This is a genomic window from Mesorhizobium sp. FG116, from assembly GCF_057809835.1.
The window spans coordinates 191,162-214,943 of sequence record NZ_JBMDKS010000001.1 but is presented as its reverse complement, the minus strand read 5'-3'; the positions used below and the strand labels follow the sequence as shown (position 1 = coordinate 214,943).

Below are 23,782 nucleotides of genomic sequence, written 5' to 3'. Positions count from 1 at the left end.
AATCTGTGATCCGATGATCGAGACGGCAACGGCAGAACCAGAATATGACGACAGCGCCATCCGCTTTCTGGAGGCTCTGTGGGGTGAAGGATACCTGTCCCCCGGCGGGCCGGACGAAGTCGACCGGGTCGTTGATGGCCTGGACCTCAAAAGCAAGACGCTTCTCGATGTGGGGTGCGGCGCCGGCGGCGTCACCTTGCATCTCCTTGAAGCGCATGGCCTTTCCGCAGCTACCGGCTTCGATGTCGAGTTGCCGGTCATAGAAGCCGCTCGCCGTCACAGTGTCGAACGCAACCTGTCCGACCGCGCCAGCTTCGTGCAGGCCGCACCCGGCCGTCTACCCTTTGCCGACAATTCGTTCGACATCGTCTTTTCCAAGGATGCCTTGCTGCACGTGCCTGACAAGGACGCACTGTTTGCCGACATTTTCCGGGTCTTGAAGCCGGGCGGTGTGTTTGCCGCGTCGAACTGGATGATCTCGCATGACGGCGAACCGTCGCCCGAGATGAAGGCCTATATCGCCGCCGAAGGGCTATCCTTCGCCATGGCCTCGCCCGCGCGCTATTCGGAGGCGATGCGGCTGGCCGGCTTCACCGACATCGAGACGCGCGATCGAAACCCCTGGTATCGCGAGGTGGCCAGAACCGAACTGGCGCGATTGAAGGGTCCCCTCTATGCGCGCGCGGCATCGGCTGTCGGCGCTGCCTATGTTGATAAGAACATCAAGACATGGGAAGCCATGCAGGTAGTGCTTGACAGCGGCGAGCACCGTCCCACTCATCTGCGAGGGCGAAAGCCCGGCAGGACAGGATAGCCGGAAATATGGAAGCGGCTCATCCGATGAAGACAGCGGCAGTGGAAGAAGATCTGGAAAGCCCGGCAGCGAAAGCCGAACCTGAAAGACGCGGCCGTAAAGCGTCCAAGGAAGTGCGCCGCCTTCAGCTGATCGAAGCCACCATCGATTCACTCGCCAAGCGCGGTTACTCCGATACAACAATGGCGGATGTTGCCGACGGTGCTGGCCTGTCGCGCGGCATCGTCAACTTCCATTTCGAGAGCAAGGAAAAACTGCTGATCGCGACCTTGCAGCATATGTACGACGAATATGGCGCTCACTGGCGCGCCGCGCTCACCAAGGCTGGTGACGATCCGGCGCGTCGCCTGCAGGCACTCGTTACCGCTGATTTCGACCGCGCCATCTGCAACAAGCGCAAGCTCGCCGCGTGGTGCGCCTTCTGGGGCGAAGCCAAGTCGAGGCCCACATACCAGGCCCTGAGCGGCGCGCGCGACCAGACTTACCAGGGCATTATCGTCGAGCTTTGCGCGAGCCTCAAGCAGCGGGCCGGCTACAGCTACGATGTGGAGGCGACAGCGCTCACTTTGAGCGCCCTGCTCGAAGGACTGTGGCTCAGGCTGATGATCGGCGCAGAAGGTGTCACGCGCGAAACCGCGCTTACCTCGGCCTATGATTTCCTGGCTTCGGTATTTCCGGATCACTATCCGCGGGAGGCGGCAGACCGGAAAACGGCATAACACCAAACAGAGGATGGAACGATGAAGACGATTTCCCGACGTTTGACGCTGGCTCTGGCGGGCTCTTTGGCCGCCTCGGTTGCCGCACTGGCGATAGCCGCAGACAACGAGCTTATTGTCTTCGACTGGTCAGGATATGAGGACCCTTCCTTCCATCAGAAATATCTCGACAAGAATGGCGATTCGCCGACATTCGCTTTCTTCGGCGATGAAGACGAAGCCTTCGAGAAGATCCGTTCAGGCTTCAAGGCCGATCTTGGCCATCCCTGCTCGCAAAGCGTCGTGAAATGGCGCGAGGCCGGTCTTCTGCAGCCGCTCGATACCTCGAAGATCACCGACTGGAACAGCCTGAACCCGGGCATCATGGCGATGAAGGATCTTGCCACGACAGCGGATGGCAAGGCCTGGTTCATGCCGTGGGACTGGGGCAACACGCTGGTGACCTACAACACCGAAAAGGTCGACGAAAAGGACGTCCAGTCGCTGAAGGCCTTTGCCGATCCGAAATTTGAAGGCCGCGTCTCGATCGGCGACAATGTCGACGACGCCTATGCACTCGCCAGCCTTGTCCTCGGCATCAAGGACTGGACCACGATGACCGACGACCAGTTCAAGCAGGCGTCCGAATTCCTGCGCAAAGTGCACAAGAACGTGCGGCTGTACTGGACGGATACAACCGATATCGTCCAGGCGCTGTCCGGCGGTGAAGTCGACCTTGCCTGGGCGTGGAATGATGCCGCGGTCCAGTCGATAGCGGCCGGCGCGCCGATCAAGTCGAAGAAGGACACCGACGAGGGCATTTCGACCTGGGTTTGCGGCTACGTCATGTTCAAGGATGCGCCCGGCAACACCGACAAGGCCTATGACTACCTCAACGCAATCAACGATCCCGAAGTGGCAAAGGTGCTGGTCGGCGATTGGGGCTACGGCCAGGCGAACGCCAAGGGTATGGAAGCTGTCGATCCCCAGGTACTGAAGGAAAAGGGTTACGACGACGTCGGAAAATTCGTCGACAAGACGCTTTTCCAGTCGCCTGTTCCGTCCGACCTCAAGCTGAAAATGATTGCTGAGTTCGAGAAGATCAAGGCCGGCTACTAAGAAGTAGCTGCTAGAACTGCCAGCCGGCCGGCGTACTGCCGGCCGGCATTTTCAAACTGGTTTCAATCGGCCAGCGCCACCAAAGCCTCTGGATCGTAAGCCAAGCGGATCGACGAACCGACCGGAATATCGTCAGCACCGAAATCGTTGGTTTCAGTTACCGACAGCGGCTTTTCAAGGCCGGGTATCTCGACGATCAGGTGCGTGATCTCGCCAAAATAGTGGCGCTCCACCACTTTGCCGGAAACTTCGAATTTCGCGCTCGAGTCATCCCAGAGCACACGCAGCCGTTCAGGCCGGATGCCGAGCGTCGCGCCGCTCCCGTTGCGAACAAAAGCCTTGGGCTTGTCGGTCTTGATCCGGCCGAAGCCGAGCGTGTCGACCAGCAAGGATGCGTTCTGCTCTTCGACGATTTCGGCCTTGACGAAATTCATGCCGCCGAGGAAGTCTGCTACCTGACGATTGACCGGGCGTTGGTAGATTTCCTTCGGCGACGCGACTTGCGCAATACGCCCACCGAACATCACGGCGATACGGTCCGACATCGCCAGCGCCTCGTACTGGTCGTGCGTCACCAAGACGAAGGTGATGCCCACCGCCTGCTGCAATCGCCTCAATTCAACCTGCATCTGCTCGCGCAGCTTCTTGTCCAGCGCCGACAGCGGCTCGTCCAGCAAAAGCACCTTCGGACGCATAACGAGGGCGCGCGCCAAAGCCACGCGCTGCCGCTGGCCCCCGGAAAGCTCGGTTGCGCCGCGCTTGCCGAGACCGTTCAGCGAAACCTGCCCCAGGGCTTCCTCTACCCGCCGCTTTTCCTCCGCGGAATCCAGCCTAAACCGCTTCAGCCCATAGGCGACGTTCTGCTCGACATTGAGGTGCGGGAAGATGGCGTAGCTCTGGAACACCATGTTGGTCGGCCGCCGGTTGGCCGGGATGCCCTCCATCGCCTGCCCATCGACGGCGATGGTTCCGGTGGTCGGGTTGTCGAAGCCCGCGATCATGCGAAGCAACGTGGTCTTGCCGCAACCGGAGGGTCCGAGCAGCGAGAAGAATTCGCCTTCCCTGATGACGAGATTGGCGTCGTCCAGCGCCTTGAAGGCTCCATAGCTGCGGGTGACATTGGTGATCTCGATCATGGGCCGATCGGCTACGGGGCGTTCAGGCATAAAGGCCTCCCTCATTGCTGGTCCGGCGCGCGGCGCGGCGGCGCAGGATCTCGGCGATCGACAACATGACAAAGGACAGAACAAGGAGCAGCGTGCCAAGCGCCAGCACGCCGGGCAGCTTGGCAGCAAACCGCAACTGTCCCCAGATATAGATCGGCAGCGTTGCCTCTGTTCCAGTGAGGAAGAAGGCGATGATGAACTCGTCCAGCGAGATGGTGAAGGAAACCAGCAGGCTGGAGATGATGGCGGGCATCACCATCGGCAATGTCACGCGGCGAAACGTTCCAAAGGCGCTTTCACCCAGGTCGGCGGAAGCTTCCTCGAGACTGCGGTCGAACCCTTCGAAACCGGAAATCAGCACCGTCATCGAATAGGGAATGCAGATCAATACATGGCCGAGCACGACGGTGAACAGCGAAAGGCTGAGGCCCAGTTGCAGCATGACCAGAAGCATCGAAATGGCGACGATGATCTCCGGCAGCACCAGCGGCGCCATGATCAGCCCGTTGATCGAGCGGCGGCCCGGAAACCGGTAACGGGTTATGGCGCGCGCGGCGAGGATGCCGAGTGTAGTGGCGAGGACAGAGGCAGAAATGCCGACGATGAGACTGTTCCACGCAGCATCTAGCAATGCCGGCGTGTGCGGCAACTGCTCGTACCATTTCAGCGTATAGCCGGAGAGGGGAAATTTTGGTGTCGCCGCGGTGTTGACGGAAAAGATCGGTAGGAAAATTACCGGCAGATAAAGGAACCCGACATAGATGGCTGCGTAAGCGCCAAGCCAGGACCGGCCGGGTAGAAAGCGCTTCAACCCGCTCATCGCGCCATCCTCGCTGCCGAGCGGATGATGAAGACGCTGGCCAGCGCCATCATCGTGACGATGACCATCGTAGTGACCGAGAGCGCGGCACCTAGCGGCCAGTTGGCGGCCTTGCCGAATTGAACCTGGATGGCATTGGCGATCATCACCCCATCCTTGCCGCCGACCAGCTTCGGCGTCACATAGTCGCCGACGGTCGGGATCATGACGATGAGCAATGCCGCGATCACGCCAGGAATGGAAAGAGGCAGCGTAACACGCAGGAACGAGCGCAGCGGACCGTCGCCGAGGTCGGTCGCGGCCTCGACCAGCGTACGATCGACCTTTTCCAGCGAAACGAAAATCGGCAGGATGGCGAAGGCCGCCCATGCATGGGTCAGCGTGATGATGACGGCGCTCGAATTGTAGAGCAGCGCCGTCGACGGTTCATCGATGATGCCAAGCCCCATCAGGCCGGAATTGAGCACGCCATTGTAGCCAAGGATCACCTTCCAGGCCATCACGCGCAACAGGTAGCTGGTCCAGAACGGGATGGTGATGAGGAACAGCCACAAACCCTTGTGGCGGCCGCCATGGAACGAGATGAAGTAGGCAATGGGATAGGCAAACACCACAGTCAGGAAGCTCACCGTCAGCGAGATGTAGAGCGATCGCCACAACAGGTCGCGGTAGATCGGCTCCGTCAGCGCAATGCGGTAATTCTCCAGCGTAAAGGTGCGGTCGATCGTGAGGTAATGCTGCGTCCAGAACGAATGCGCGATGACGACGATGATCGGCGCCAGCAGAAAAACCACCGCGTAGAGAAAGGTCGGGCTGATCAGCCCAAGACCTTGAACTGCTTCCGATTGCAGAAGAGCATCGCGGCGGGCTCGTTTCGATCCGAGCCTTGGGCTGTCTTCCACAGCCGCCGTCACGGCAAAACCCCGCAAAGGGCTTCGGGTGCGTATGCAGTCGCCGGCCTAGACTTGCCTGACATGCTGCCATCCCATTGGTCATGCGGTCGCCCGTTCTGCGTGAGCTTGCCCGCTGTCATCCAATCATGAGCGCATCCGACGATTGAAATCAAGCGCTATTTCTGCCATATTGATTGAACGGACATTCAAAATGAAGTGATGGTAAGGCCCAAACCGGCGGTAAGCCGGGCGGGACCGAAAGCGAGGCAGCAATGGCGGCATTACGCGACTTATCGATGGATCAGGCCGGTGGCAGCGAAGAACCGGAGGCCGTCGAGCAGGCGAAACGCCACCTTGTCCAGCCTTGGCCGTATGCCGGTTCCGTTGGCGAGGAAGCCCGCGCCCTGATCGGCGAAGGCGATGGCATCTACATCACCGATAGCACCGGCAAGAAGCTGATCGACGGCCCCGCCGGCATGTGGTGCATCAATATCGGCCATCGCCGCGAAGAACTGGCCCGCGTGATGTACGACCAGGCCATGCAGCTTTGCTACAACACGCCATGGTACACGATGAACGCGCCATCGGCCGAGCTTGCAGAGCGCATCGCGTCCCACGCACCCGGTGACCTCAATCATGTCTTCTACACCACCGGCGGCTCGTCGGCGGTGGAGACGGCACTACGCTTCATGCAATTCTATAACAACGTGCGCGGGCGACCGGAAAAGAAGCTGATCCTCAGCCGTGGCGGCGCCTATCATGGTTCCACCTACCTTTCGGCCTCGCTGAATGGACGGCCGCGTGACTGGGACTGGATGGACGGCGCCGACGAACTGGTCGTCAAGCTGACGTCGCCCGACCCGTTCCGCCGGCCAAAGGGCATGACGACGGATGCGTTCAGCGATTTCCTCGTGGACGAATTCAGGGCGACGGTAGCGCGCGTTGGAGCCGAACGCATCGGCGCTTTCGTCGGCGAACCAGTTCAGGCCTCAGGCGGCGTCATCATACCGCCAGACAACTATCTGCAACGCATCCGCGAGATCTGCCGCGCCAACGACATCCTCTATGTCTCGGACGAGGTGGTAACCGCCTTTGGCCGTCTCGGCCACGTCTTTGCTTCGGGAGATGTATTCGGCCTCGACCCCGACATGATAACTTTTGCCAAGGGCGTCACCTCCGGCTATTTCCCGCTCGGCGGCGTGGTGATTTCCGAACGCCTGCTTCAGGATTTGCGCCGCTCCAACCATCCCGATGCGCTATTCGGCCATGGCCTTACCTATACCAGTCATCCCATTGGCTGTGCGGTGGCGCTCAAGAACCTCGATATCCTCGAGGAGAGCGTTCTCGCTCATACCCGAAGCATCGCACCGTACTTTCAGGCTCAGTTGAAGACGCTGGAAGAGTTGCCGCTGGTGGGCGAAGTGCGCGGTCTCGGTCTGATGGGTTGTGTCGAATGCGTGGCCGACCGCGAAAGCAAGAATGCGCTGCAACTCGACAAGAATGTCGGAGCGCGCATCGACGCGCATTGCCACGAACTCGGCCTGCTGGTGCGGCCGCTGATCAACATGTGCGTGATGTCGCCGCCGTTGACCATCACCCGCGAGCAGATCGACGACATGGTGGCGATCCTGCGCGAAGGCATTTCGCGCACCATGGACGACCTGCGCAAGGAAGGCGTCTGGCAGGGCTGAACCGTTTTAGTCGGCTCAGCCACCTCCCTGTTCATGGCGCAAGGTGGCGATAAAGCGTCTGGTACGTTCGCGCTGCGGATTGGCGAACAGTCTTGTCGCCTGCCCGCTTTCCACCACGACGCCAGCCTCCAGGAACACCACTTCGTTGGCGATCTTGGAAGCAAGGCGCAGGTCGTGCGTGGCCATCACCATGGTCGTACCTTCGCTTGCAAGCTGTCCGAGCACGTCGACCACTTCCTGCGCCAGCTCAGGGTCAAGCGCCGAGGTCGGTTCATCGCACAGCAAAACCTTCGGCGAAGGGGCCAAGGCGCGGGCAATCGCCACGCGTTGCTGTTGGCCTCCGGAAAGCGTTGCCGGCCAGGCATCGACTTTGTGTGCCATGCCGACTTTATCAAGCAAGGCAAGGGCCCGCTCGCGAGCCCGCTCAACCGGCCATTTAAGCACAGTCGTCAGTCCTTCCATGACATTCTCGATCGCAGTGCGATGCGGGAAAAGCTGGAAGTTCTGGAACACCATGCCGGTCTGGCGGCGCAGACGCTGAATATCCTTGGACGCGACCTTCTCGCCGGGCTGGAAGGCAAGCGTCTCTTCCCCGATGCGCAGCGTGCCGGAGGTTGGGATCTCGAGCAGGTTGATGCACCGCAAGAGCGTGCTCTTGCCGCCGCCGGATGGGCCGACCAAAGCGGTAACGCTACTTTCAGCGATGGCGACTGACACACCCTTCAGCACGACATTGTCGCCGAAGCGCTTTTCGATATCGGTGAGGCCGATCATGCCCGCGCCTCCAGGAAACCGCCATAGCGGTTGAGCCTTGTCTCCAATCGGGCCTGCAAGGCGGATAGCACCGAACTCATGGCAAGATAGAGCAGCGCCGCCTCGACATAGAGGATCAGCGGCTCGTAGGTGACGGCGACGATGCGCTGCGCGGCCTGGAACATCTCCGGCACGGTGATGGCAGCCGCAAGCGAAGTGTCTTTTACCAGCGAGATGAAGGTGTTGGAAAGCGGCGGCACCGCGACGCGCCCTGCTTGCGGCAGGATGGTCCGGCGCATGGCCTGGCTCCACGTCATGCCGATCGAATAGGCCGCTTCCCATTGGCCCTTTGGCACCGAGCCGATCACGGCACGGATGATTTCGGAGCTGTAGGCGCCGATGTTGAGGGTGAACCCGATCAGGGCTGCCGGAAAGGCGTCGAGCAGGATGCCGACGGACGGCAGGCCATAAAAGATCAGGAAGAGCTGGACGAGAAGCGGCGTGCCACGAAAGATCCAGACATAGAAGCGCACCACCGCAGCCAGCGGCCTAGGCCCGAACAGGCGGATCAGCGCCACGACCAGACCGACGATCAAGCCGAATGTGAACGAGAGAAGCGTCAGCGGTGTGGTGAAAACCAGCGCGGCCCACAACAGCGGGCCAAGCGATTCCAGCATCAATTGCAGCCAGTGCGGCACGGAAAACCTCCGGAAATCGTCGCTTGCGTCGAGCGCAAGATAGCGCGCCGACCCGTCAAGCGGAAAGCGGCGGCCGATATTTGCGGCCGCCGCTCGGTCAGTTTGGCTGGATCGCCAGCCCGGTTGTTACTTCGAAACGTCTTGGCCGAAATAGGTGTCGGCGATCTTCTGGTAGGTGCCGTCGGCCTTGATATCGGCCAGGGCCTTGTTGATCGCCGCGACCAGTTCGGGATCGCCCTTGCGCACGATGACGCCCGAATAGTCGGCATTTTCTTCCTGTGCCGCGATCTTCACATCGGCATCGGGCTTGTGCTTCTTGAAGTCGAGGAAGGACAGGCTGTCATTGATGGTCGCGTCCGCGCGGCCGGTCAAAAGCAGCTGGATCGACTGGTCGAAGCCGTCCGTGCCGACAAGTTCCGCACCGTTCTTCTCGGCCAGCTTGCCGAAATTCGACGTCAGCGACTGGGCGGACTTCTTGCCTTTGAGGTCAGCGAAGCCCTTGATGTCGGTGTTGTCACCCTTGACGATCAGCACCGCCTTCGACGCAATGTAGGGCTCCGAGAAATCGTACTTCGCCTTGCGCTCTTCGGTGATGCCGACCTGGTTGATGACCGCGTCGTAGCGGTTGGCGTCGAGGCCCGCTATCAGCCCATCCCACTTGCCTTCGAGGAATTCGGCCTTGACGCCAAGCTTGTCCGCGACTGCCTTGCCGATCTCGACATCGAAGCCGACGAGCGCATTGGACGCATCGTGGTAGGTGAAGGGGGCGTAGGTTCCCTCGGTGCCGATCTTGAGGACGCCGTCCGCCTTGATCTGGTCGAGATTGGCGCCTGCAGCGGCGACAGTGACAGCCAGCGCCTGCAGCGTGCCGGCGACGATAAGCGATTTAACCCAGTTCATTTTTCTGTGATCCTGTTGAGCCCGCAACGGGCGCTTTTTGTAGATGCCGGCAATCTCGCAGAACTTTAGGCATAAAATAAGGAAGGAAAATCCCAAAATAGCCGTCGCTCAGGAATGAATTTCTATCAAATGCTGATCGGTGTCGCGCTTTGTTATCCGCGCCGAAAGCGCCTCTTCGAACCGCGGAATCGTCCGGAACCAACTTCCGATCTCGAGCGTTCCTGACCGTCACACAGTGCCTTTCGCTTAAGCGCCGGCACATGCAGGATGTTCAAGGTCGGAGTACCGCCATGATGCAGGACAGTACGTCGCGCGACTTCATCCGCATTGCCATGGCGGCGCCCTATCTCGGTCGCGAGGAAGAGCAGGAACTGGCTCTGAGCTGGCGCAAGGACCATGATCAGGATGCGCTGAACCGGATAACCGTTGCGCATATGCGACTGGTTATTTCGATGGCCGCAAAGTTTCGCCACTACGGCCTGCCGGCCAGCGACCTTATCCAGGAAGGTCATGTCGGGCTTCTGGAAGCGGCCTCGCGCTTCGAGCCTGAACGCGAGGTGCGTTTTTCCACCTATGCCACGTGGTGGATCAGGGCTTCGATGCAGGACTACGTTCTACGCAACTGGTCGATCGTTCGCGGTGGAACCAGTTCTTCGCAGAAATCCCTGTTCTTCAACTTGCGGCGACTGAGGGCGCGGTTGGCCAACGGCAACGAAATGCTGTCCAGCACGGCACTCTATGAGGAAATATCGGCCGCGCTTGGCGTTTCCACCTCGGACGTCGCAACGATGGATGCGCGTCTGTCCACGCCCGACAGGTCGCTGAATGCCCCGTTGGTCGGCGATTCCGACTCCACGGAGCGAATGGATTTCCTGGTGTGCGACGATCCTTGGCCTGACGAAATCGCATCCACGACCATCGATGTCGAGAGACGCTCCGGGTGGCTCAAGGCCGCACTCAGGGCGCTGAATGCGCGCGAGTTGCGAATTATCGAGGAGCGTCGGCTGAAAGATGAGGGCGCTACTTTGGAAGAACTCGGCGGCAAGCTTGGCATCTCCAAGGAGCGGGTCCGCCAGATCGAGGTGCGCGCCCTGGAAAAGCTCAAGGTTGCGTTGGTAAAACAAAACCCCGAATTCCTAGCCGCCTGAGCGGGCCTGCGACTTTTCAAGCCTTATCGAGCAGGTCCGGGCGGCGTTCACGCGTCAGGCTTTCCGCCTGATCATGACGCCATTTGGCAATCTTGGCGTGATTGCCGGAGATAAGAACCTCAGGGATGGGCCGCCCCTCGAATTCCTGAGGCCGCGTATAGTGCGGATGTTCAAGAAGCCCGTTTTCGAAGCTCTCTTCTTCGCCCGACTGATCGTTGCCCATAACCCCCGGCAAAAGACGCACGATGGCATCCAGCAACACCAGCGCAGCCGGCTCGCCGCCTGAGAGAATATAATCGCCGATAGAGACTTCCTCGAGATCGCGCGCCTCTATCAAGCGCTGGTCGACGCCTTCGAAGCGCCCGCACAAGATGACGACGCCCGGACCTGACGCCAGGTCTCGCACCTTCGCCTGCGTCAACGGCTTGCCACGCGGGCTCATCAGCAGGCGCGGGCGCGGATCGTCTTTTGGTGCCGCACTATCGATGGCACGGGCCAACACGTCTGCGCGCATCACCATGCCTGCACCACCACCAGCCGGCGTATCGTCCACCGTCCGATGGCGATCGGTGGCGAAATCGCGGATCTGCACCGTCTCAAGCGACCATGTACCGGCTTCCAGCGCACGGCCGGCAAGCGAGACGCCGAGCGCGCCCGGAAACATTTCCGGATAAAGCGTGAGAACCGATGCGGCAAAGCTCACCGGTTGCCTCCGGCATCCTTCGGTCCACGCGGGCGGCGCTTGGCATCGAACCCATCGCGGCCCGGGGCCGTCTCGATATCCGGTTCGCCGTCGCCATCCTCATCTTCGACCAGCCCGGCTGCAATCGGATCGATGCGCACGAAGCCACCTGCAATCGACACTTCCGGAACCGCTGCCTGGGTAAAGGGAATGAGCACGCCCTTGCGGCTACCCAGCATCAAGTCGAGAATGTCGCCGCCGCCAAAATTCTGCACCGCCAGCACCTTGCCGATGGTTGCGCCGGTATCGTCCTTCACGGCAAGACCGATCAGGTCTGCCTGGTAGAATTCATCTTCCTCGACGGATTCAGGCAGCGCCGATCGATCGACGAAAAGTTCGGTCCCGGTCAGCGCTTCTGCTGCGGTGCGCCCGTCGATTCCCTTGAAGCGCACCACGGCGACATTGCCTGCCGGCCTGATGCTGACAACTTCAAATGTGCGGCCGTCCCGAGCCGACAGCAGCCCGTAGTCGCCAAGTGCCTCCGGCGCACCGGTAAAGGTCTTGACGCGCAACTCGCCCTTGATGCCATGCGCAGCACCGATGACGGCCATCTGGACGGGATTGTTGAGCTTCGACATTGATTGAATCCTGCGGGCTTTGCCATGTCCTAGAGCGTTTCATGGCTAGATGGAACCATTCTGCCGGCGATGGTTTGAGACATCCGATTACAAGCATCCTTCACCGCTTCCTAACCTCGCTTCAGCAAGATGGCGAGACAAAGATGGAAACGATCATGCAGGAACAGTTCCTGATTTCGGCAAAGCCAGACCTCCAGGACGCCAGGCAGCGCTGGCTGTCCATGCTGGCGGGCGAGCGCCGCCTGTCCGAACTCACCGTCGAAGCTTATGAGCGTGACAGCCGTCAGTTCCTGCAATTCCTCACCGGCCACTGCGGCGGACCGCCGGGCATCGCCGAAATCGCGAACCTTCGGCCGGCAGACCTGCGTGGCTTTTTGGCTGCGCGCAGGAACGGCGGTGCCGGCGCCCGCACCTTGGGCCGCGGCCTTGCCGGGATCCGCTCGCTGCTGCGGTTTCTGGAGCGACAGGGCCTCGTCAATGCGGCGGGTGCCGCAGCCCTGCGCGCACCGAAGCAACCCAAGTCGCTGCCGAAGCCATTGACCGCAGCAGATGCCAGGAAGGTGGTTTCGGCCAGCGAACAGCTTGCCGACGAACCCTGGATCGCTGCGCGCAACGCCGCCCTACTGACGCTTCTCTACGGCTCCGGGCTTCGCATCTCGGAAGCACTCGCGCTCACCGGCAGCGATCTCGCCAGCCTGAATGAAACGGTGCTGAGGGTGACCGGCAAGGGTGGCAAGACCAGGCTCGTACCGGTGCTGCCGGTCGCGCAACAGGCAGTCATGGAATATCGAAGGCTCTGCCCTTGCCATCTTGGCGCGGATGGCCCCTTGTTTCGCGGCGCGCGTGGCGGCCCGCTCAACCCCGCCATCATCCAGCGCGAAATGGTCAAGCTGCGCTCCGCCTTGAACTTACCTGACACGGCAACGCCGCATGCCTTGCGCCACTCCTTCGCCACCCATTTGTTGGGGCGTGGCGGCGATCTGCGCACCATCCAGGAGTTGCTCGGCCACGCCAGCCTTTCGACCACGCAGATATACACCGGGGTGGACACGGCACGCCTGCTGGAAATCTACCAGTCGGCGCACCCGCGCGCCTGAACGCATGGTTTCTGCAGCATTCCGACAATTTTGATGCATTCGTTAACGGTTTGGCGGCGATTTGACCTTAGGCTTCACGCTATGAAACGCGCCTTCGCCATAGCAGACCGCACCGCCCTTTTCGGCATGAAGCTGCTCGCCGCAGTCAATGTGCTGTTCTTCCTGTCGTTCCTGGCCGTTTTCATGTTTGCCGCCTAGCGGGCGCATCCCCCAAAGCCATCGATGTTAGCCAAGGCAGCCACGTACGCAAAAGCGTGATTGGGCCATCTTGGCGAATTCTGCTAGCCTTTCTCTGTCCAAGTGAAATGGAAGGAGAAGAGCATGACAAAGGCACTTATCCTGGCGGCATCCTTTGGCCTTTCCGCATCGGCGGCCCATGCTTGCGATTTCATGAAATCGGCCGACAACGCTGCCGTAGACAAGACGGCCGTTGTCGCCAGTATTTCGCAAGATCAGCCACCCCCGATGTCGGTGCCCGATGACCAGACTGTCTTGCCTTTGCCATCGCAGTCAACGCCGGCACAGCCCGCGCAATAGGCAGCGGGGCGTCTGCCCCGACGCGTAGCGCGGTTAGCTGCGATCGACGCGGAGCGCAGTTGCTGCTTTTCCACTCGTGAACTCCTCATCTGTTCAAGGTGCGGAGACGATATGTGACGGTCGATGAAACCCATTCGCCACTCGCGCGTTAATGGGCATTGGCTGATCCATTTCATCCAGGAGGACAGTATGGCCGACCCAAACAAGCCGGACCCGAACGATCCACGGCTTACGGATCCGTTAAACCCTGTACCGCCACTTTCAACATCAGATCCGCGCGTTAGCAATCCGCCGCCGATGGAAGCACGCAGCGGCGGCAGTACGTGGCTGATCTCGTTGATCGTCATCGTCTTGGCTATCGCAGCGTACTATATCTTCGTGCGGGGTGAGCCGGCCTCACCTCCTGCCGAGCAACCCGCAGCGACAGAACCTGCACCCGCGCCAGCCCCGGCGGAACCGGCCCCGGCGCCAGCGCCGGCAGAGCCCGCTCCGGCACCGGCCAACTGACATCGGCCATGAACGCAAAACGGCCCGCCGATCGGCGGGCCGTTTTCATATGACCACTCGCTTCGAGCGGTCAGATATGGATCGGCTTGAAGAACGTGGCTAGCGCTGCTTCCTTGACCGCTTCAGACATCGTCGGATGCGCGTGGCAGGTGCGGGCGAGATCCTCCGACGAACCACCGAACTCCATCAGAACCGCCGCCTCATGGATCATCTCGCCGGCCCCGAAGCCGACAATATGGACCCCAAGCACGCGGTCGGTTGCCTTGTCTGCCAATATCTTGACGAAGCCGTCGGTGTGCAGCATGGCCCGGGCACGGCCATTGGCCGTGAACGGGAATTTGCCCGACTTGTATTCAATGCCGGCCTTCTTCAGTTCTTCCTCGGTCTTGCCAACCGAAGCCACCTCCGGGCTGGTGTAGACGACGCCCGGAATGACGTCGTAGTTCACATGTCCGGCCTGCCCGGCGATGATCTCGGCCACCGCGACGCCCTCGTCCTCGGCCTTGTGAGCGAGCATCGGTCCGGCAACCACGTCACCAATGGCATAGATGCCGGCGACGTTCGTCCGCAGATGCCCGTCCGTCTTGACGCGACCGCGTTCGTCCATCTCGACGCCGGCTTCCTTGAGCCCCAGCCCATCCGTGTAAGGCTTACGACCGGTGGCGATCAGCACGGCATCCGCCTCGACGGTCTCCGCCACACCGCCTTTCACCGGCTCGAAGGTTACCGTCGCGCCCTTCTTGGCCTTGGTTACGGCTGTCACTTTTGCGCCGAGCTTGAATTCAAAGCCCTGCTTGCCGAGCATGCGCTGGAACTGCTTCGACACTTCGCCGTCCATGCCGCCGAGGATGGTATCGAGAAATTCGACCACCGTGACCTTGGCGCCGAGGCGCGCCCACACCGAGCCGAGCTCGAGGCCGATAACGCCACCGCCGACCACCACCAGATGGCCCGGCACCTTGTCCAGCAACAATGCACCGGTGGAAGACACGATCACCTTCTCGTCGATATCGACCTTGACGCCCGGAATGCCCGCTACGTCGGAACCGGTGGCGATGACGATGTTCTTTGCTTCGATGTCCTGCGCCTTACCGTCCTCGCCGGTCACAGAGACCTTGCCAGTTGCGACGACCTTGCCGGTGCCGCGATAGGTGTCGATCTTGTTCTTCTTGAACAGGAACGCGACGCCGCTGACATTGGCAGCCACGGTCGCATCCTTGTGCGCCATCATCTTCTTCAAATTCAGCTTCGGCGCGGCAATCTCGACGCCAAGCGTATCGAAGGAATGGCTGGCTTCGGCGAACATCTCAGACGCGTGCAGCAATGCCTTTGACGGGATGCAGCCGATATTGAGGCAGGTACCGCCGAATGTTTCGCGCTTTTCCACCACCGCGACTTTCAGCCCGAGTTGCGCAGCCTTGATGGCGCAAACATATCCGCCCGGACCGGACCCGACGACGACGACATCATAAGCCATGATTTCAATCCTTCTTGCCGGCCTGCCGGCATCTTCGATCTATGCAGGGCGAAACGGCTTCGCCACCCGCGAGCCACCTATTCCTGGCAACCCTTCAATGCAAAAACGTCCCAAGGCAACTTCGAAAACCCGTTTTCTCCGAAAGCCGCAGACATGCGCAGCGTCGGAGCAAGGTCAGGGAAAATCAGCGTCGGCGGGGCAGCCTTGCCTTCGGCCGGAATCAAATCAACCTTGCCGCTGGCATCTGCCGTGTAGACGACGCCCTCCCACAGCGTACAGGCCGCAATCTCTTGGCCGGTCACGTCGCCTTCCGGGCACTGGTACATGAGCGAGGCATAGGGGCGCTTGACCCCTTCGCTCCACATCACGATGCCGTCGAGGACGACGCCCTTGTCGAGCACCATCTTGAAACTGTTGGTAACCACGGCCGACTCGCCGGTCGGCCTGAAATCGATCCATGCAGCATCGTCGCGGTCGCCATAGACGGCAAGTTCCATCGGGCAAGCGGCGTTGGCAGCCATCGGCGCGGCAAACAATGTTGCCGACACCAAAGCGGTCCACAGAACCGGATTTCTTCGCAAGCGAGTGCTGCCTGCTGCCATGGTGCCGATCCTTTAGAGGTCCAGCACCAGCCGCTCCGGATCTTCCAGGCTTTCCTTGACCCGCACCAAGAAGGTTACCGCCTCCTTGCCGTCGACGATGCGGTGATCGTAGGACAGCGCCAGATACATCATCGGCCGGATCACGATCTGACCGCCGACCACCACCGGCCTGTCCTGGATCTTGTGCATGCCAAGGATGCCCGACTGCGGCGCATTGAGGATCGGCGTCGACATCAGCGAACCGTAAACGCCACCGTTGGAAATGGTGAAGGTGCCGCCCTGCATGTCGGCGACGGAGAGCTTGCCGTCGCGCGCCGCAAGTCCCAGCCTGCCGACCTCTTTCTCGATCTCGGCAATCGACATGGCGTCCGCATCGCGCACCACCGGCACGACAAGCCCCTTGTCGGTGCCGACAGCCACGCCGATATGGGCGTAGTTCTTGTAGATGACGTCGGTGCCGTCGATCTCCGCGTTGACCGCCGGAATTTCCTTCAGCGCATGCGTCACCGCCTTGGTGAAGAAGCCCATGAAGCCGAGCTTCACGCCGTGCTTCTTCTCGAACACGTCCTTGTACTTGGCGCGCAGGTCCATCACGCCCTTCATGTCCACCTCGTTGAAGGTGGTCAGCATGGCCGCGTTCGACTGCGCTTCCTTGAGACGCCGTGCGATGGTCTGGCGAAGCTTGGTCATGCGAACGCGCTCTTCGCGAGCCGCATCGTCCGCCGAAGAGGGTGCGCGAACGGCAGCGGGAGCGGCGGGAGCACGAGGCGCTTCTGCCGGCTGTGACGGCGCGCCCTTTGCGATGGCATCCAGAACATCGCCCTTCAGCACCTGGCCGCGCTTGCCGGAGCCAGAAATCTGATCGGCCGAAAGGTTTGCTTCCGCCAGCAGTTTGGCCGCAGCCGGTGCCGGAGGCATCGCACGCGGTTCGATCGGAGATTCGCCTGCGATCTTTGCCTGCTGGGCCGCAGCCTCCTTCGTGGTCGAGGCTGCCGTGGGCGCAGAAGCCTGTGCCACCGCCGTTTCCTGCTTGGGCTGGGGTGCCGCGGCCTTGCCCGCACCGGCACCGATGGTGCCGAGCAGCGCACCAACACCAACCGTGTCGCCCTCATTTGCGGCAATCTCGGTCAGGGTCCCGGCAGCCGGTGCCGGTACTTCGATCGTCACCTTGTCGGTCTCAAGCTCGACAATCGGCTCGTCGGCGGCAATTGCATCGCCCGCCTTCTTGAACCATTTGCCGATCGTCGCTTCGCTGACGGATTCGCCGAGAGTGGGAACGCGGATTTCGGTAGCCATTGTGCCTGTCCGTTCTTTCTCTTCCAGTGTCTATTCGCCGAGCGCGTCTTCGAGCAGGGCAGCAAGTTGCGCCAGATGCTTAGACATCAGGCCGGTTGCAGGCGACGCTGCAGCAGGGCGGCCAGTGTACCGCACCCGCTGATGCTTGGCGTCGATATGCGCCAACACCCATTCCAGATAGGGGTCGATGAACGACCACGCACCCATGTTTTTCGGCTCTTCCTGGCACCAGACCATCTGCGCGCCGCGGAACCGCGACAGCTCGGTGATCAGCGCCTTGGCCGGGAATGGATAAAGCTGTTCCACGCGCAGCAGGTAGATGTCGTTGATGCCGCGCTTCTCGCGTTCTTCCAGCAGATCGTAATAGACCTTGCCGGTACAAAGCACGACGCGGCGGATCTTGGAATCCTTGACCAGCCGCACCAAGTCGCTGCCCGCACCAGCCGACTGCGCATCATCCCACAACAGCCGGTGGAAGGCGCTCTCGCCCGACATTTCCGCAATTGTCGAAACCGCGCGCTTGTGGCGCAGAAGCGATTTCGGCGTCATCAGGATCAGCGGCTTGCGGAAGTCGCGCTTCAACTGCCGGCGCAGTATGTGGAAATAGTTCGCCGGCGTCGAGCAATAGGCAACCTGCATATTGTCTTCGGCGCAAAGCTGCAGGAAGCGCTCAAGGCGAGCCGAAGAGTGCTCCGGGCCTTGCCCTTCATAGCCGTGCGGAAGCAGGCAGACGAGGCCCGACATGCGCAACCATTTGCGCTCACCAGACGAGATGAACTGGTCGAATACGACTTGCGCGCCGTTGGCGAAATCGCCGAACTGGGCTTCCCACAAGGTGATCGCCTTTGGCGCGGCCAGCGAATAGCCATATTCGAACCCAAGCACCGCCTCTTCCGACAGCATCGAATTGATGACTTCGTAGCCTGCCTGCGCCGCCGAGAGGTTGTTCAGCGGAATATAGCGGGTCTCGTCCTTCTGGTCGTAAAGCACCGAATGCCGCTGCGAGAAGGTGCCGCGTTCGCTGTCCTGCCCGGACAGGCGCACCGGATTGCCGTCCAAAAGGATGGCGCCGAAAGCCAGTGCCTCGGCCGTCGCCCAGTCGATGCCCTCGCCCGTCTCTATCGCGTTGCGACGGTTCTCGAGAAAGCGCTGGATTGTCCGGTGGGCTTCGAAACCCTTCGGCACTTCGGTCAACTTCTTGCCGATTTCCTTCAGCACCTTCACCGGCACGGCGGTCTTGCCGCGCCGCTGCTCGTCCTGATTGTCCGCAGTCCTGAGGCCCGACCAGGCACCATCCAGCCAGTCCGCCTTGTTGGGCCTGTAGGCCTGCCCGGCTTCAAACTCGGCTTCCAGATGTGCGCGCCAATCAGACTTCATCTTGTCGAAATCGGCCTGGGTGATCTGGCCTTCGGCGATCAGGCGTTCCGCATAGAGCTGCACCGCTGTCTTGTGCGCGCGAATGGAGCGATACATGATCGGCTGCGTGAACGCAGGCTCGTCGCCCTCATTGTGGCCGAACCGGCGATAGCAGAACATGTCCACCACCACTGGCTTGTGGAACTTCATGCGGAATTCCGTCGCCACCTTGGCGGCATGGACAACCGCCTCCGGATCATCGCCGTTGACGTGGAAAATCGGCGCTTCGATCATCTTCGCAACATCGGACGGATAGGGCGACGAACGCGAGAAGCGCGGATTGGTCGTAAAGCCGATCTGGTTGTTGATGATGAAATGCAACGTTCCGGCGACGCGATGGCCGCGCAAGCCGGAAAGGCCGAGTATTTCGGCGATCACGCCTTGGCCGGCAAAGGCCGCGTCGCCATGCAGAAGCAGCGGCAGCACCTTGGCGCGCTCCTCCAACGGCACGATCTCCTCGCGAGCCCTTCCGTAGAGATGGTCCTGCTTGGCACGCGCCTTGCCCATCACCACCGGATCGACGATCTCAAGGTGCGAAGGATTGGCGGTCAGCGACAGGTGCACCTTGTTGCCGTCGAATTCGCGGTCCGACGAAGCGCCAAGATGGTACTTCACGTCCCCGGACCCCTCGACATCGTCGGGAGCGTAGGAGCCGCCCTTGAATTCGTGAAAAATCGCCCGGTGCGGCTTGGCCATGACCTGGCTGAGCACATTGAGACGCCCGCGGTGCGCCATGCCGAGCACGATCTCCTTCATGCCGAGCTGGCCACCGCGCTTCACGATCTGCTCCAGCGCCGGGATCAGGGATTCACCGCCGTCGAGACCGAACCGCTTGGTGCCCTTGTACTTCACGTCGATAAACTGTTCGAACCCTTCGGCCTCGATCAGCTTTTGCAGGATCGCCTTCTTGCCTTCTGCCGTGAACGAGATTTCCTTGTCGGCGCCCTCGATACGCTCCTGTATCCATGCCTTTTCCTCGGGGTCCGAGATGTGCATGAATTCGACGCCAAGCGTCGAGCAATAGGTGCGGGTAAGAATCTCCAGCATCTGCCGGACCGTGCCGAACTCAAGCCCAAGCACATTGTCGAGGAAGATCGACCGGTCGAAATCGGCTTCGGTGAAGCCATAATTCTGCGGCGACAATTCGTTGTAGTCTTCCAGTTCCCCGGCAATGCCGAGCGGATCAAGCTTGGCATGAAGGTGACCGCGCATGCGGAACGCGCGGATCATCATGATGGCGCGCACGGAATCGCGCGTCGCCTGATGGACATCGGCATCCGACAGTGCGACCCCGTTGGGGACCGCCTTGTCCTTGATCTTCTTCTCAATGACCTTCTCGACCAGCCCCCAATTGCCGTCGAGGGCCGACACCAGTTCGCCGTTGGCCTGAAGCGGCCATGAGGGCTTTGCCCAGGAAGCGCCTTGGGCGTTCTTCCTGACGTCGGCAGCATCGTCCTTCAGCGCAGCAAAGAAATCCTGCCATTGCGGATCGACCGAGGCAGGATCGTCTTCGTAAGCCTCATAAAGGGCTTCGATATAGTCGGCATTGCCGCCATAGAGGAAAGATGTGAGGGAGAATTGGTCGTTGGTTTGATCTTGTCTCGCCATGTCGCGCTCGAAGCCTCGGGCTTCGTCTCCTTGCGTTTGCGGCTCTCCGCCGCTTCGTGTCCTGCGGCCGTCGCCGCCGTGTAAAACGTCCACCCTTCCTGGTAATACGCGCCGGGCAGAAAACCGCCCGGCGCGTCAATCAGCCTTTGATCGCTTCGACCAGTGTCGTTCCCAGTCGTGCCGGCGACGGCGAAACCTTGACGCCGGCAGCTTCCATCGCAGCGATCTTGTCTTCCGCACCGCCCTTGCCGCCGGAGATGACGGCGCCCGCATGGCCCATTGTGCGGCCTGCCGGCGCAGTACGACCGGCGATGAAGCCTGCCATCGGCTTCTTGCGCCCGCGCTTGGCCTCGTCCTTGAGGAACTGGGCAGCGTCTTCTTCCGCCGAACCGCCGATCTCGCCGATCATGATGATCGACTTGGTCGCCTCGTCGGCCAGGAACATCTCCAGCACGTCGATAAACTCCGTACCCTTGACCGGATCGCCGCCGATGCCGACCGCAGTGGTCTGGCCGAGGCCGGCGTTGGTGGTCTGGAAAACAGCCTCATAGGTAAGCGTTCCCGAGCGGGAAACAACGCCGACCGATCCTTTGCGGAAGATGTTACCGGGCATGATGCCGATCTTGCATTCGTCGGGCGTGACGATGCCCGGGCAATTCGGCCCGATCAGCCGCGACTTCGACTTGTCGAGCCGGGCCTTGACCTTGACCATGTCCATCACCGGAATGCCTTCCGTGATGCAGACGATCAGCGGCATTTCAGCATCGATCGCCTCGATGATAGCGGCGGCGGCGCCTGCCGGCGGCACATAGACAACGGACGCTGTCGCGCCGGTCTTTTCCCTGCCTTCGGCAACGGTCGCGAAGATCGGCAACGGCACCGAGCCGTCCCACTTTTCGCCACCCTTCTTCGGGTGAATGCCGCCAACCATCTTGGTACCGTGATAGGCCAGCGCCTGTTCCGTATGGAACGAGCCGGTCTTGCCGGTCAGGCCCTGGACGAGAACCTTGGTGTCTTTGTTGATGAGAATGGACACGGCTCAGTTCCCCTTCACGGCCTTGACGATCTTCTGCGCGGCATCGTCGAGGTCGTCGGCTGACGTCACATTGAGCCCGCTTTCGCGGATGATCTTCTTGCCAAGCTCGACATTGGTGCCTTCGAGCCTGACCACCAGCGGGACCTTGAGGCCGACCTCTTTCACCGCCGCGACCACGCCTTCGGCGATGACATCGCACTTCATGATGCCGCCGAAGATGTTGACCAGTATGCCTTTGACGGCCGGGTCCTTGGTGATGATCTTGAAGGCCGCAGTCACCTTCTCCTTGGAAGCGCCGCCGCCGACGTCGAGGAAGTTCGCAGGCTCAGCGCCGTAAAGCTTGATAATGTCCATCGTCGCCATGGCAAGGCCGGCGCCATTGACCATGCAGCCGATATTGCCGTCGAGCGCGACATAAGCGAGATCGTACTTCGACGCCTCGATTTCCTTCTCGTCCTCTTCGGTCGTGTCGCGCAGCTCGACCACGTCCGGGTGACGGAACAGCGCATTGTTGTCGAACGACACCTTGGCGTCGAGCACGCGCAGCCTGCCGTTCTTCATCACGATCAGCGGGTTGACCTCGAGCAGGCTCATGTCCTTCTCGACAAAGGCTTTGTAGAGCAGGGGAAACAGCGTCTCGCCGTCCTTCGCCGCTTCGCCGGCAAGCTTCAGCGCGGCGTTGAGCTTCTTCACGTCATCGGCAGTGACGCCCTTTTCGGGGTCGATTGCAGCGGTGACGATCTTTTCAGGCGTGTCGTGTGCCACCGTCTCGATATCCATGCCGCCTTCGGTCGAAACGACGAAGGCAACACGACCGACCGAACGGTCGACCAGCAGCGACAGGTATAGCTCGCGGTCAATGTCCGCGCCGTCCTCGATATAGAGGCGGTTGACCTGCTTGCCGGCAGGGCCGGTCTGCTTGGTGACAAGCGTCGCACCCAGCATCTCATTGACGTTGGCAACCACCTCGGCCACCGACTTGGCAAGGCGGACACCGCCCTTGGCATCCGCCGGCAGTTCCTTGAACTTGCCCTTGCCGCGTCCGCCGGCGTGGATCTGGCTCTTCACCACATAAAGCGGACCCGGCAGCGCCTTCGCGGCGGCTTCCGCCTCATTTGCCTTGAACACCGGCACGCCCTCGGCGACCGGCGCACCAAAGCCTTTCAGGAGCTGCTTGCCCTGATACTCATGAATGTTCATTCGATATGCCTCCGGTCACTTCTTGGCGAGTTGCGGGGCGATCTTGACGCAAGCCTCGGTGAGCGCCTGCACTGCACTGACGGACTTCTCGAACATCTTCTGCTCAGCCTTGCTGAAATCGAGTTCGATGATGCGCTCGACGCCACCGGCGCCGATCACCACCGGCACACCGACATAGGTGTCCTTGACGCCATACTGGCCATTGAGATGCGCGGCGCAGGGCAGGACCCGCTTCTTGTCCTTGAGATAGGCCTCGGCCATGGCGACCGCCGAGGCCGCCGGCGCATAATAGGCCGAACCCGTCTTCAACAGGCCGACGATCTCGCCGCCACCCTTGCGGGTACGCTCGACGATGGCGTCGAGCTTGTCCTTGGAAGTCCAGCCCATCTTCACCAGGTCGGGGAGGGGAATGCCGGCAACGGTGGAATAGCGTGTCATCGGCACCATGTCGTCGCCGTGGCCGCCAAGCGTCATGGCGCTGACGTCTTCAACCGACACCTTGAATTCTTCGGCCAGGAAATAGCGGAAACGCGAGGAGTCCAGCACGCCGGCCATGCCGATGACGTGGCTCTTGGGCAGGCCGGAAAACTTCTGCAGCGCCCACACCATCGCGTCGAGCGGATTGGTGATGCAGATGACGAAGGCCTTGGGCGCGTATTTCTTGATGCCCGCGCCAACCTGTTCCATGACCTTGAGGTTGATGCCCAACAGGTCGTCGCGGCTCATGCCGGGCTTGCGCGGCACACCGGCGGTGACAATGCACACATCCGCGCCTTCGATACCCGCATAGTCGTTGACGCCGACATAGCGCGTGTCGAAGCCATCGACCGGCGACGATTCCGCCAGATCCAGGCCCTTGCCCTGCGGAATGCCTTCGGCAATGTCGAACAACACGACATCGCCGAGTTCCTTGAGACCGATCAGATGGGCGAGCGTGCCGCCGATCATGCCCGAGCCGATGAGCGCTATCTTGTTGCGTGCCATGT

At 61.0% G+C, this 23,782-nt stretch carries 22 protein-coding genes; 7 read left to right on the top strand and 15 right to left on the bottom strand.

Annotated elements, in window-relative coordinates:
* Nucleotides 1-13: 13 nt before the first annotated feature.
* Genes ACODTY_RS00970 through ACODTY_RS00960 form a run of 3 tightly spaced genes read left to right on the top strand, consistent with a single transcriptional unit; the run spans nucleotide 14 to nucleotide 2,631 of the window.
* Nucleotides 14-814: a methyltransferase domain-containing protein gene (locus ACODTY_RS00970; protein WP_488992426.1), complete on the top strand. Its 801-nt coding sequence runs from the start codon at nucleotides 14-16 to the stop codon at nucleotides 812-814.
* Between the two features lie 26 nt (nucleotides 815-840).
* Nucleotides 841-1,533, top strand: coding sequence for a transcriptional regulator BetI (betI, locus tag ACODTY_RS00965; protein WP_488992425.1), 693 nt, complete (start codon nucleotides 841-843; stop codon nucleotides 1,531-1,533).
* Nucleotides 1,534-1,554: 21 nt separating this feature from the next.
* The gene (locus ACODTY_RS00960) at nucleotides 1,555-2,631 is read left to right on the top strand and encodes an ABC transporter substrate-binding protein (protein ID WP_488992424.1); all 1,077 of its coding nucleotides are present in this window, start codon (nucleotides 1,555-1,557) and stop codon (nucleotides 2,629-2,631) included.
* A 62-nt stretch (nucleotides 2,632-2,693) separates the two neighbouring features.
* Here ACODTY_RS00960 and ACODTY_RS00955 read toward each other — a convergent pair whose 3' ends face one another.
* From ACODTY_RS00955 to ACODTY_RS00945, 3 genes are read right to left on the bottom strand one after another with little or no spacing between them, the layout of a single operon-like run.
* Nucleotides 2,694-3,767, bottom strand: coding sequence for an ABC transporter ATP-binding protein (locus ACODTY_RS00955; RefSeq protein WP_488992629.1), 1,074 nt, complete (start codon nucleotides 3,765-3,767; stop codon nucleotides 2,694-2,696).
* Between the two features lie 22 nt (nucleotides 3,768-3,789).
* Nucleotides 3,790-4,617: an ABC transporter permease gene (locus ACODTY_RS00950; protein ID WP_488992423.1), complete on the bottom strand. Its 828-nt coding sequence runs from the start codon at nucleotides 4,615-4,617 to the stop codon at nucleotides 3,790-3,792.
* Entirely contained in the window at nucleotides 4,614-5,531 is a 918-nt protein-coding gene (locus ACODTY_RS00945; protein WP_488992422.1) for an ABC transporter permease, read from the bottom strand. Before ACODTY_RS00945 ends, ACODTY_RS00950 begins: the two co-directional genes overlap by 4 nt.
* 251 nt (nucleotides 5,532-5,782) lie before the next feature.
* Here ACODTY_RS00945 and ACODTY_RS00940 point away from each other — a divergent pair, with 251 nt between their 5' ends.
* Nucleotides 5,783-7,201: an aminotransferase gene (locus ACODTY_RS00940; protein ID WP_488992421.1), complete on the top strand. Its 1,419-nt coding sequence runs from the start codon at nucleotides 5,783-5,785 to the stop codon at nucleotides 7,199-7,201.
* Nucleotides 7,202-7,216: 15 nt separating this feature from the next.
* Here ACODTY_RS00940 and ACODTY_RS00935 read toward each other — a convergent pair whose 3' ends face one another.
* The 3 genes from ACODTY_RS00935 to ACODTY_RS00925 all read right to left on the bottom strand — a co-directional run bounded on the left by ACODTY_RS00935 (nucleotide 7,217) and on the right by ACODTY_RS00925 (nucleotide 9,552).
* Nucleotides 7,217-7,975 carry an amino acid ABC transporter ATP-binding protein gene (locus ACODTY_RS00935; RefSeq protein ID WP_488992420.1) on the bottom strand — a complete coding sequence of 253 codons (759 nt, stop codon included), beginning with the start codon at nucleotides 7,973-7,975 and terminating at the stop codon, nucleotides 7,217-7,219.
* Nucleotides 7,972-8,652, bottom strand: coding sequence for an amino acid ABC transporter permease (locus tag ACODTY_RS00930; protein WP_488992419.1), 681 nt, complete (start codon nucleotides 8,650-8,652; stop codon nucleotides 7,972-7,974). Before ACODTY_RS00930 ends, ACODTY_RS00935 begins: the two co-directional genes overlap by 4 nt.
* Nucleotides 8,653-8,778: 126 nt before the next feature.
* Nucleotides 8,779-9,552: an amino acid ABC transporter substrate-binding protein gene (locus ACODTY_RS00925; RefSeq protein ID WP_488992418.1), complete on the bottom strand. Its 774-nt coding sequence runs from the start codon at nucleotides 9,550-9,552 to the stop codon at nucleotides 8,779-8,781.
* A 290-nt stretch (nucleotides 9,553-9,842) separates the two neighbouring features.
* On the opposite strand from ACODTY_RS00925, the gene ACODTY_RS00920 reads away from it, so the two are divergent.
* Nucleotides 9,843-10,700 carry an RNA polymerase factor sigma-32 gene (locus tag ACODTY_RS00920; RefSeq protein WP_488992417.1) on the top strand — a complete coding sequence of 286 codons (858 nt, stop codon included), beginning with the start codon at nucleotides 9,843-9,845 and terminating at the stop codon, nucleotides 10,698-10,700.
* Between the two features lie 16 nt (nucleotides 10,701-10,716).
* Here ACODTY_RS00920 and trmD read toward each other — a convergent pair whose 3' ends face one another.
* On the bottom strand, nucleotides 10,717-11,403 hold the full coding sequence (gene trmD, locus ACODTY_RS00915; RefSeq protein WP_488992416.1) for a tRNA (guanosine(37)-N1)-methyltransferase TrmD: 687 nt from the start codon (nucleotides 11,401-11,403) through the stop codon (nucleotides 10,717-10,719).
* Nucleotides 11,400-12,020 carry a ribosome maturation factor RimM gene (gene rimM / locus ACODTY_RS00910; RefSeq protein WP_488992415.1) on the bottom strand — a complete coding sequence of 207 codons (621 nt, stop codon included), beginning with the start codon at nucleotides 12,018-12,020 and terminating at the stop codon, nucleotides 11,400-11,402. The genes trmD and rimM overlap by 4 nt, the downstream gene beginning before the upstream one ends.
* A gap of 155 nt (nucleotides 12,021-12,175) precedes the next feature.
* Between rimM and ACODTY_RS00905 the strand changes: the two genes are divergently transcribed.
* Entirely contained in the window at nucleotides 12,176-13,117 is a 942-nt protein-coding gene (locus ACODTY_RS00905; RefSeq protein ID WP_488992414.1) for a tyrosine recombinase XerC, read from the top strand.
* 321 nt (nucleotides 13,118-13,438) lie between these two features.
* Nucleotides 13,439-13,654, top strand: a complete 216-nt coding sequence (locus ACODTY_RS00900; protein WP_488992413.1) for a hypothetical protein — start codon at nucleotides 13,439-13,441, stop codon at nucleotides 13,652-13,654.
* Nucleotides 13,655-14,231: 577 nt separating this feature from the next.
* On the opposite strand, the gene lpdA is transcribed toward ACODTY_RS00900, so the two are convergent.
* The 7 genes from lpdA to mdh form a co-directional block, all read right to left on the bottom strand.
* A complete protein-coding gene (lpdA, locus tag ACODTY_RS00895; protein WP_488992412.1) occupies nucleotides 14,232-15,638 on the bottom strand; it encodes a dihydrolipoyl dehydrogenase in 1,407 nt (468 codons plus the stop codon).
* Nucleotides 15,639-15,715: 77 nt separating this feature from the next.
* Nucleotides 15,716-16,240, bottom strand: coding sequence for a hypothetical protein (locus ACODTY_RS00890; RefSeq protein WP_488992411.1), 525 nt, complete (start codon nucleotides 16,238-16,240; stop codon nucleotides 15,716-15,718).
* Nucleotides 16,241-16,252: 12 nt separating this feature from the next.
* Nucleotides 16,253-17,536 (bottom strand): 2-oxoglutarate dehydrogenase complex dihydrolipoyllysine-residue succinyltransferase, encoded by a 1,284-nt coding sequence (gene odhB, locus ACODTY_RS00885; RefSeq protein WP_488992410.1) that lies wholly within the window; start codon nucleotides 17,534-17,536, stop codon nucleotides 16,253-16,255.
* A 30-nt stretch (nucleotides 17,537-17,566) separates the two neighbouring features.
* Nucleotides 17,567-20,560 carry a 2-oxoglutarate dehydrogenase E1 component gene (locus ACODTY_RS00880; protein ID WP_488992409.1) on the bottom strand — a complete coding sequence of 998 codons (2,994 nt, stop codon included), beginning with the start codon at nucleotides 20,558-20,560 and terminating at the stop codon, nucleotides 17,567-17,569.
* Between the two features lie 139 nt (nucleotides 20,561-20,699).
* The gene (sucD, locus tag ACODTY_RS00875) at nucleotides 20,700-21,596 is read right to left on the bottom strand and encodes a succinate--CoA ligase subunit alpha (protein ID WP_488992408.1); all 897 of its coding nucleotides are present in this window, start codon (nucleotides 21,594-21,596) and stop codon (nucleotides 20,700-20,702) included.
* A 3-nt stretch (nucleotides 21,597-21,599) separates the two neighbouring features.
* Nucleotides 21,600-22,796, bottom strand: coding sequence for an ADP-forming succinate--CoA ligase subunit beta (gene sucC / locus ACODTY_RS00870; RefSeq protein ID WP_488992407.1), 1,197 nt, complete (start codon nucleotides 22,794-22,796; stop codon nucleotides 21,600-21,602).
* A gap of 15 nt (nucleotides 22,797-22,811) precedes the next feature.
* On the bottom strand, nucleotides 22,812-23,780 hold the full coding sequence (gene mdh / locus ACODTY_RS00865; RefSeq protein WP_488992406.1) for a malate dehydrogenase: 969 nt from the start codon (nucleotides 23,778-23,780) through the stop codon (nucleotides 22,812-22,814).
* Between the last annotated feature and the right edge of the window lie 2 nt (nucleotides 23,781-23,782).